The 9,392-nt window shown below is 47.9% G+C and carries 9 protein-coding genes; 4 read left to right on the plus strand and 5 right to left on the minus strand.

The window, feature by feature from the left end:
- Positions 1 to 98: 98 nt before the first annotated feature.
- Entirely contained in the window at positions 99 to 3,083 is a 2,985-nt protein-coding gene (gene glnS, locus BZG79_RS17010; RefSeq protein WP_347336583.1) for a glutamine--tRNA ligase, read from the plus strand.
- A gap of 70 nt (positions 3,084 to 3,153) precedes the next feature.
- On the opposite strand, the gene fcrX is transcribed toward glnS, so the two are convergent.
- Complete coding sequence (gene fcrX, locus BZG79_RS07515; RefSeq protein WP_021022470.1) at positions 3,154 to 3,600, minus strand: ferric iron uptake transcriptional regulator FcrX; 447 nt, start codon at positions 3,598 to 3,600, stop codon at positions 3,154 to 3,156.
- Between the two features lie 196 nt (positions 3,601 to 3,796).
- Between fcrX and BZG79_RS07520 the strand changes: the two genes are divergently transcribed.
- The gene (locus BZG79_RS07520; protein ID WP_077774089.1) at positions 3,797 to 4,285 is read left to right on the plus strand and encodes a DUF4442 domain-containing protein; all 489 of its coding nucleotides are present in this window, start codon (positions 3,797 to 3,799) and stop codon (positions 4,283 to 4,285) included.
- Between the two features lie 65 nt (positions 4,286 to 4,350).
- Here BZG79_RS07520 and fldA read toward each other — a convergent pair whose 3' ends face one another.
- The 3 genes from fldA to BZG79_RS07535 form a co-directional block, all read right to left on the minus strand.
- A complete protein-coding gene (gene fldA / locus BZG79_RS07525) occupies positions 4,351 to 4,878 on the minus strand; it encodes a flavodoxin FldA (RefSeq protein ID WP_077460163.1) in 528 nt (175 codons plus the stop codon).
- A 109-nt stretch (positions 4,879 to 4,987) separates the two neighbouring features.
- Positions 4,988 to 5,209 (minus strand): DUF2788 domain-containing protein, encoded by a 222-nt coding sequence (locus BZG79_RS07530; protein WP_021022467.1) that lies wholly within the window; start codon positions 5,207 to 5,209, stop codon positions 4,988 to 4,990.
- A gap of 60 nt (positions 5,210 to 5,269) precedes the next feature.
- On the minus strand, positions 5,270 to 6,043 hold the full coding sequence (locus BZG79_RS07535; RefSeq protein ID WP_077774090.1) for an alpha/beta fold hydrolase: 774 nt from the start codon (positions 6,041 to 6,043) through the stop codon (positions 5,270 to 5,272).
- 99 nt (positions 6,044 to 6,142) lie between these two features.
- Between BZG79_RS07535 and seqA the strand changes: the two genes are divergently transcribed.
- Both seqA and pgm read left to right on the plus strand, forming a co-directional pair.
- Positions 6,143 to 6,688 (plus strand): replication initiation negative regulator SeqA, encoded by a 546-nt coding sequence (seqA, locus tag BZG79_RS07540; protein ID WP_021022465.1) that lies wholly within the window; start codon positions 6,143 to 6,145, stop codon positions 6,686 to 6,688.
- Between the two features lie 28 nt (positions 6,689 to 6,716).
- Complete coding sequence (gene pgm / locus BZG79_RS07545) at positions 6,717 to 8,363, plus strand: phosphoglucomutase (alpha-D-glucose-1,6-bisphosphate-dependent) (protein WP_077774091.1); 1,647 nt, start codon at positions 6,717 to 6,719, stop codon at positions 8,361 to 8,363.
- A 55-nt stretch (positions 8,364 to 8,418) separates the two neighbouring features.
- Here pgm and BZG79_RS07550 read toward each other — a convergent pair whose 3' ends face one another.
- Positions 8,419 to 9,243 carry a DUF1853 family protein gene (locus tag BZG79_RS07550; RefSeq protein WP_077774092.1) on the minus strand — a complete coding sequence of 275 codons (825 nt, stop codon included), beginning with the start codon at positions 9,241 to 9,243 and terminating at the stop codon, positions 8,419 to 8,421.
- Positions 9,244 to 9,392 lie beyond the last annotated feature (149 nt).

Raw genomic sequence — 9,392 nt, forward strand, 5'->3', positions numbered from 1 at the left:
AATAAAAAGTCCTTGAGTGAATGCTCAAGTGGTGGTTCCAGCGAAGGCGCATAGACGCACAATTGCTGAACACAGAAAAATACACAGGGGGAACGACGGTGAATATTCTTGGTTATGCACAACGTATAGGTCGTGCGCTGATGGTGCCGGTAGCGGTACTACCTGCAGCTGCGATCTTAATGGGGGTCGGCTACTGGCTGGATCCAACCGGTTGGGGCGCAAATAACGCCCTTGCTGCTTTTATGATTAAGTCAGGCGCGGCGATCATTGATAACATGTCCGTCTTATTTGCCATTGGTGTGGCATATGGGATGTCAAAAGATAAAGACGGTGCGGCGGCACTGGCGGGCTTTGTTGGTTTTATGGTGATCACCACGTTATGTGCCCCAGGCGCGGTTAGCCAAATTGGTTTAATCGATATTTCTCTGGGTAACAATGAGTTAGCGTTTAGCAAAATCAATAACCAGTTTATCGGTATCTTGATTGGTGTGGTGTCGGCTGAGCTTTATAATCGCTATAGCGGCGTTGAGCTGCCAAAAGCATTAGCCTTCTTTAGTGGTAAACGCTTGGTACCTATCCTGGTATCTGTGGTGGCTATCGCCATTTCGTTTGTACTGATGTTTGTCTGGCCTGTGGTGTTTGGTGGCCTGGTTCACTTCGGTGAAAGCATTACCAACTTAGGCGCCGCCGGTGCTGGTATTTACGGCTTCTTTAACCGCCTGCTTATTCCAGTCGGGCTGCATCATGCGCTGAATGCGGTATTCTGGTTCGATACCGTCGGGATTAATGACTTGGGTCGTTTCTGGCTCGGTGCGCAAGGCCTAGAATCTGGTGAGGCGATTAAAGGCATTACAGGCATGTATATGGCCGGTTTCTTCCCCGTGATGATGTTTGGCCTACCGGGTGCAGCGTTGGCTATGTATCACACCGCTCGCCCAGAGAATAAAGCACGTGTGGCATCGATCATGATTGCTGCAGGTTTTGCGTCTTTCTTTACCGGGGTGACTGAACCGCTTGAGTTTGCCTTCCTGTTCGTCGCGCCAGTGCTATTTGTCTTGCATGCGTTCTTGACCGGTATTTCGTTGTTCATTGCTGCAACGTTCAACTGGACGGCAGGCTTTGGTTTCTCGGCAGGCCTTGTTGACTTGGTGTTGTCCTCGAAAAACCCCGTCGCCAACGAATGGTATATGCTTCCTGTCATGGGGCTGGTGTTCTTTGTGCTCTACTATGCCACCTTCCGAGCGGCTATCATGGCAATGAACTTGAAAACGCCAGGTCGAGAAGATGACGCGGTTGAAAGTGCGCCTGCCAACAACAATGGCAAGAGTGATAACCGTGAACTTGCGCGTCAATACTTGAAAGCATTAGGCGGCCATCAAAACCTGACTTCGATTGATGCCTGTATGGTAACCTTGATGAGTGATGCTGAAGCTCGTCCCACTAACTTTATTCGCCAAATCATTGATAAAGATTTGGCGGAAGGGAAACACACAGCGATCGTGACACGTTTCCCACCGGAGCCGAATGGGTATTTGCACATTGGCCATGCTAAATCAATTTGTTTGAATTTTGGGATTGCGCAAGACTATCAGGGTGAATGTAACCTGCGTTTTGACGATACTAACCCAGAGAAAGAAAACGTTGAGTATGTCGCGTCAATCAAGCGTGATGTGCAGTGGCTAGGCTTTGATTGGGCGGGAGAGGTGCGTTACTCCTCAAACTACTTTGATAAGCTTTATGGTTATGCCATCGAGTTGATTAAAAAAGGATTGGCGTATGTTGAAGAGCTAACGCCCGATGAGATCCGCGAGTATCGCGGTACCCTGACGGCGCCGGGCAAACATAGCCCTTACCGTGAGCGTACTGTTGAAGAAAACCTCGCACTGTTTGAAAAAATGCGCGCGGGGGAGTTCGAAGAAGGAAAAGCTTGTCTACGAGCCAAAATAGACATGGCATCGCCGTTTATGGTGATGCGTGATCCTGTGCTTTATCGCGTTCGTTTTGTCCATCATCACCAAACTGGGGATAAGTGGTGCATTTACCCAATGTATGACTTCACCCACTGCATTTCTGATGCGCTTGAGGGCATTACTCACTCACTTTGTACGTTAGAGTTTCAAGACAACCGTCGATTGTATGATTGGGTACTGGAAAACATCACCATTGATTGTACGCCTCATCAGTATGAATTTAGCCGTCTGAATCTCGAATACACGGTGATGTCGAAACGTAAACTCAATCAATTGGTGGAAGAACAACTCGTTAATGGTTGGGATGACCCACGTATGCTGACTATCTCTGGCTTACGTCGTCGCGGGTATACACCGGCGTCGATTCGTGAGTTYTGTCAGCGTATTGGTGTCACTAAGCAAGACAACACCATTGAAATGAGCTCTTTGGAGTCTTGTGTCCGTGACGACTTGAACGACAACGCACCGCGCGCAATGGCTGTTCTTGATCCCATTAAACTGGTGATTGAAAACAAAACAGACGGTGTTGAGTGGCTTGACGCGCCGAATCATCCGAACCAACCCGAAATGGGAACCCGCCAGGTACCCTTCTCGAGTGAAATCTGGATTGAGCGCGAAGACTTCCGCGAATCAGCAAACAAAAAATATAAGCGTCTGGTGTTAGACAAAGAAGTGCGTTTGCGTAATGCCTATGTGGTGAAAGCAGAACGCTGTGACAAGGACGAAGACGGCAATATTACCACGGTGTATTGTCGCTACGACCCCGATACGTTAGGGAAAGACCCAGCCGATGGTCGTAAAGTCAAAGGCGTTATTCATTGGGTATCTGCCGATAAGGCGTTACCTGCTGAGTTCCGTTTGTATGATCGCCTCTTTACGGTACCTAACCCAGCAAGTGCAGATAACTTTGCCGAGACGATTAATCCAGAATCACTGCAAGTACAGCAAGGCTATGTCGAGCCAAGTATGCAGAATGCGCCGGCTGAAAAAGGTTATCAGTTCGAGCGGACGGGCTATTTCTGTGTCGATAACAAAGATAGCCAACCCGATGCACTTGTTTTTAACCGAACAGTGAGCCTAAGGGATACTTGGGCGAAAATAGAAGGGAAGTAATAAAAAGCCGGCGTGTTTATCACGCCGGCTTTTTTGTTGTTATGTCACACCGCTAGTCGGTGAGCATCGATTAATCTGCGTTGTGAATGGAAGGATCGGCTTTGCAGTCGCCCTCCTGACAATGGCCATACAGATATAGGCTATGGTTGGTTAATTTCACATTAAAGCGGGCGGCAATCTCTTTCTGACGCTCTTCAATTAAGTCGTCAGAAAACTCAATGACTTTACCGCAATCAAGACAAACTAAGTGATCGTGATGATGCTGTGTCGCGAGTTCAAAGACCGATTTACCGCCTTCAAAATGGTGACGCGTTACAATGCCCGCATCATCAAATTGGTTTAATACGCGGTAGACCGTCGCTAGGCCAATTTCTTCGCCTAGGTCAATTAACTTCTTATACAGGTCTTCGGCACTGATGTGCTGGCAATCTGGCTGTTGCAGCACTTCTAGGATCTTGAGTCGTGGGAGCGTGACTTTCAGCCCAGCTTGCTTCAACGCCTGGTTATTGTCTGACATGTGTATCTACCTGTTTTCTGTCTCTGTGAAGACAGTTGGATTAGCAAGGAAATATTCTATAAGACTATCAAAATTGCACTGCTCTCGCTACATCAGCCATGCTTTCTGCGTACGAAAATTGTTCACCTGTGGTTGCATCAATGTTTACAAGATGTGAATATTGCCTGGTTGGACCAGATAAGGAAGTCAATAGACCATGAATCGTTTCTATAAGCCACGAGTGGTGAAGTGGGCACTTAATAGCTGGCCACCGTTTTGGGGAGCCGGTATTCGCATTGAAAACATCAGCCCTGACTTTAAACGTGTCAATATGCGATTGAAGTTACGTTGGTGGAACAAAAATGCCAATCGTACTCAGTATGGCGGCAGTATCTTCTCCTTAACTGATCCTGTTTACGCATTGATGTTAATGGGCATTTTAGGGCCACAGTACCATGTGTGGGACAAGCAAGCTGATATCAATTTTATCAAGCCTGGGACCACCGATTTATATGCAGATTTTGTGATCAGCGAAGCGGTATTAACCGATATTCAGCATAAGGCAGGGCAGGGTGACAAGGTGTTACCCGAATTTGTGGTACATGTGAAAGATGCACATGGCGAGGTGGTTGCAGAAGTCAAGCGCACGCTGTATGTGAGAAAGAAACGGCAATACCGTGATGTCTCGCCCAAAGAAGCTGCGTAATAAAAAACGCCAAGGCTAAGCTTAAGCTCGCCTTGGCGTTTTTTCGTCTTTCGAATCAGTGTGTTTTAGTCTTCGAGTTCGGCTAAACACATTTCTTCGTGAATTTGCTTAACCCATTTGCTCACACGTTCGTCGGTCAACTCTGGTTGGCGATCTTCATCAACGCATAAGCCGACAAAATGGCTATCATCCACAAGGGCTTGCGAGGCTTCAAACTCGTATCCTTCCGTTGGCCAGTGACCAATGATGGTCGCGCCCTTGGCTTCAATAATATCACGCACTGTGCCCATTGCATCACAGAAGTACTCTGCGTAATCTTCTTGGTCACCACAGCCGAAAATGGCAACGAGTTTGGTGGAAAAGTCGATTTGCTCTAGCTCGGGAAAGAAATCATCCCAATCACACTGCGCTTCACCATAATACCAAGTTGGGATCCCGATCAGCAGCAGATCGAAGTTATCAATATCTTCTTTGCTGCTTTTCGCGATGTCTTGCACGTGGACCATTTGCTTGCCCAGCTGCTTTTGAATGCTTTTCGCAATTGCTTCAGTGTTGCCTGTGTCACTACCAAAGAAGAGACCTACACTCGCCATATAAAAATACCCGTTTTTGTCAGTGGGTTGCTGTTTGCAACTAACTCGAATTTAAGAAAAAGCCGTGCTTTTTCACACCCATATGCATAGGCGATTATTCTCCGTTGGGTTAGCCGATACCGACGCCTTCCCAAACCAATTGAATAACCCCTTTTACGATAAAGCCGACACAGCCTAGCGTGAGCACAAACCAGACGATGCGTCGACCGAATACTGGTACGTTGCCCTCACGTAACACGTCTTTAATTGCCATGCCGATAAAAAAGAAAATCGCGGCGAAGACGAGATCTAGACCAATTTTTTCGAGCAATTGAAAGTGCTCGTAAAGCATGCGTGCCTCCATTGAGCACCGACTTCTGCGGCGCAATATACCACAAGGGTTGCTTAACTGTTAACGCTCGCCCGGCATTAAAAAGCGTTCGATGACACTTGCGACCACGGCTGGCTTTTCTGCATGTAGCCAATGCCCTGTGCCTGCCACCATGTGCGCTTTTGAATGGGGGAACTGCGCGACAATGGTATCGCGATGCTCAGACTGGATGTATTCAGAGTTCTGTCCTTTAACAAATAATGTTGGGCCTGAATACGGTCCAAAGGCTGTCCACCCCATGATGTCACGATAACCGTGATAAAGWTTATCAATATTAAAGCGCCAGTCGTAGTGACCGTGATCGGTTTTATAGAGTGATTTCAATAAAAATTGGGTCACACCTGGGTTTTCGATCGATCGATTCATGATCGATTGCGCTTGCTGGCGATTTTCTAAGGTAACTGTTTGGGTCTCGCGTAGTGCGTTAAAGACATTGTCATGTCGGCTAACTTGGTAGTCGACGGGGGCAATGTCCATCACAACCAGCTGCGAGACGCGCTCGGGAAAACGCTGGGCGATGGCCATGGCGACTTTGCCGCCCATCGAATGGCCCACCAGCGTGACCGTCTCAAGACGTTGCGCGTTCATCCAAGCAACCACAGCATCTGACTGGCTTTGATAATCCATACTCTTAGTATGATAGGACTGTCCATGGTTGGGGAGATCAATCTGATAGACACAAAAATGCTGAGCAAGGCTTTTAGCTAGCCCACCTAAATTATCCAGATCCCCAAATAAACCGTGGATTAATACGAGTGGTGACCCCTCACCACGAGATTTTCCATTTAACAACACGTTGCTTTTCTCTCAGATTACTGGCTTTAACGTAGAGTATACCTATCTATCTCTGTATAATCGCCCCGTCAAACGATAAACAGGACGCGATGAAAAACAATGAAAACGATTGAGGTTGACGACGATCTATACCGTTATATTGCCAGCCAAACCCAGCATATTGGCGAAAGTGCATCAGACATTTTACGTCGCCTATTACTGTCGGATGCGGCACCGCAGCCCAGTCAAGCTGCGCCGACGACGTCCTCTCGTTCTAGTGGCATTGTTGTCAGTAAAGATGCTGGACGGAGTGTGTCCACTGATCGTGTCAAAGCGATGCGAACGCTTTTGATCTCAGATGAGTTTGCCGCACAAGATCGTGCCATAGGCCGTTTTATGCTTGTCCTAACCACTTTATACCGTGTTGATCAGCAAGGTTTTGCTGATGGTATGGCGTTAAAAGGACGTACTCGTCTGTATTTTTCCGATAATCCACAAACACTGTTGGAAAGCGGCAAAACAACCAAACCTAAACAGATTCCAGATACACCTTTTTGGGTCATCACCAATACCAACACTGGTCGTAAACGCCAAATGGTGGAGCAGTTGATGGAAAAAATGCAGTTCCCCAGTGATTTGACCGAGAAGGTTGTGAACGCGATTTAATCTATGCCACTCATGGGAGAAGAGAAATATGGCAGTGCATCCCCAAGCAGGACAACGCGCACAAGCAGCAGACTTGTGTGATATTCCTGCGCTTGTTACGCGTTTTTTCCAAGCTCAACCTCGACCAGGGCAACCCGAACAACAAGTTGCTTTTGGTACGTCAGGTCATCGCGGGAGCGCATTAAGCACCACCTTCAATCGTGATCATATTTTAGCGATTGCACAGGCAATCTGTGATGAACGCCAAGCCCGTGGCATCACAGGGCCAGTGTTTGTCGGTAAAGATACGCATGCATTGTCTGCGCCTGCGTTTGGGGCGGTCATACAAGTGTTGGCGGCGAATCAGGTGCAAATTATCGCACAGGCAAATCAGGGCTATACGCCAACACCGGGCATTTCCCAGCAAATTCTGGCTTATAATCGTGATCATGCTGAACAAGCGGATGGCATTGTCATTACCCCTTCACATAATCCACCGCAAGATGGCGGCATTAAATATAACCCACCACATGGCGGACCGGCAGAGGGAGAAATCACCAAGGCGATTGAATCCCGAGCCAATCGATACATCGATACCTATTTAGAGGGTGTTCAACAAATCGATATCGATGCGGCGATGGCCAGCGACTATTACGTTGAAAAAGATCTCGTGACTCCTTATGTTGCCGGTCTGACGCAGGTGGTTGATATTGAAGCCATTCAAAAAGCGGGATTAAAGCTGGCTGTTGACCCTTTAGGTGGTGCAGGTATCGCCTATTGGCAACAGATTGCGACTCAGTATCAACTCGATATTACCTTGATTAACGATCATGTCGACCCGACGTTTGGCTTTATGCCGCGCGATAGTGATGGCGTGATCCGGATGGATTGTTCGTCTGCTTATGCGATGGCTGGGTTGCTCGCTTATAAAGACAATTATGACTTGGCTTTTGGTAATGATCCCGACTTTGATCGTCACGGCATTGTGACACCCGCCGGTTTGATGAACCCTAATCATTACTTGGCGGTGTGCATTGATTATTTATTCCGACATCGTCAGCAGTGGCCTGCAGGGTTAGGTGTCGGTAAAACACTGGTGTCTAGTGCCATCATCGATAAAGTCGTCAATGACTTATCACGCCCGCTGGTTGAAGTCCCGGTCGGCTTCAAGTGGTTCGTGCCTGGTTTGCATGAGGGGACGCTTGGCTTTGGCGGTGAAGAGAGTGCGGGGGCGTCGTTTTTGACCTTTGATGGTCAGCCTTGGTCTACCGATAAAGATGGTATTATTCTTTGCTTACTGGCGGCAGAAATCCTGGCGGTGACGGGGCTGACACCACAGGCTTATTATCAAAAGCTGGCGGATAAACATGGGGATCCTGCCTATAACCGTTTGCAAGCGGTCGCCAACGCGCAACAAAAGCAGGTGCTGAGCCAACTGCGTCCGGAAATGGTGATAGCTGACACCTTAGCAGGGGATGTCATCACTGCTAAATTGACTCATGCACCAGGTAACGGCGCGGCAATTGGCGGACTCAAAGTGGTCACAGATCATGGTTGGTTTGCGGCTCGCCCATCAGGAACCGAAGACATTTATAAAATCTACTGTGAGAGCTTTAAAGGCGAGCAACACTTGCGCTTGATTGAACAGGAAGCGCAACAAATTGTCGATCGCGTGTTTGAGCAACAGGGCGTCTAGCGCGCTGTTTCCGTTCTCCGTTTGCAAAAAGCGTGCACGATTAAGTGCGCGCTTTTTATTTTTGGGGGGCGGGCGAAGGTGCGTTATTAGGCCAAGTGTTCGGCACCACGAACCAAGGTGTTTGTGTGTTATCTAACAAATGACACGTGCGGTCTATGTTACCGAGACTGTCTGGGACAATGGGGGATAACTCCCCAAATTCTGGTAGAGATAACCATTGATCGCGGGCCAACATGGCAAATTCTCTGTCTGTTGGCAGTTCGTCAGGCCAGCACCACCAACCACCGACACTTGCCGCATTAACGGGAGGCCAGTCGGGCAGGTCAGTATCCTGGCTGTAATGACGGTAAAGCCGGCCTTGAACCATTAAGCGTTTTTGGGTGGGCCGCCAATGAGGAAACTGTTGGCAAAAGCTTGGATGACTCGACAGAGCCAATTGATGGTCAATCATGCGCGCAACTTTGATATCGAGTGCGTCCTTGGCGTTCGGACCCAGCCAGCGATTCTGATGAGCAAGATAAAATTTTACCGCGACTTCCCAGTGTTCTAACTGCCCTTGGTACTCAATCAAAAAATCAATGGCACCTCGTGTTTTTCCAGCCTCATTAACCTGTATTTCCTCTGCTTCTAGTCGCAAGTGAGGATGATGATGGATTAACTCAGTGAGCAACCATTGATAATAAAAGCCAATTCGCCTAGGGCCCGCGTACGGTTTAGATGCCGATACCGAGACGGCCGAGAAAAGTCCGTGCGGTACAAGCGAAAACTGCTCAGAAGACAACAACGGAAATTGGCGTTGTAGCCATTTTATATCCGCCTGTATTTGTTCCCTATTGGCAAACAACGTGTCCGGTGAGTGGTGTGACCGCAGATAAGCCATAATGTAATTTAATTACCTTGTTAATCGTTTGTTAATACCAAAAACGTATTTTTAGGATAAAAAACCAGCAAAATGTAGTAATACTACAAAACTAATGATAGACTTCACACATAACTGGTCAGATGAGTGAGGTTCGCTATGTATAAACC

It is taken from the genome of Salinivibrio sp. MA427, assembly GCF_001996115.1.
Classification (GTDB): Bacteria; Pseudomonadota; Gammaproteobacteria; order Enterobacterales; family Vibrionaceae; genus Salinivibrio; species Salinivibrio costicola.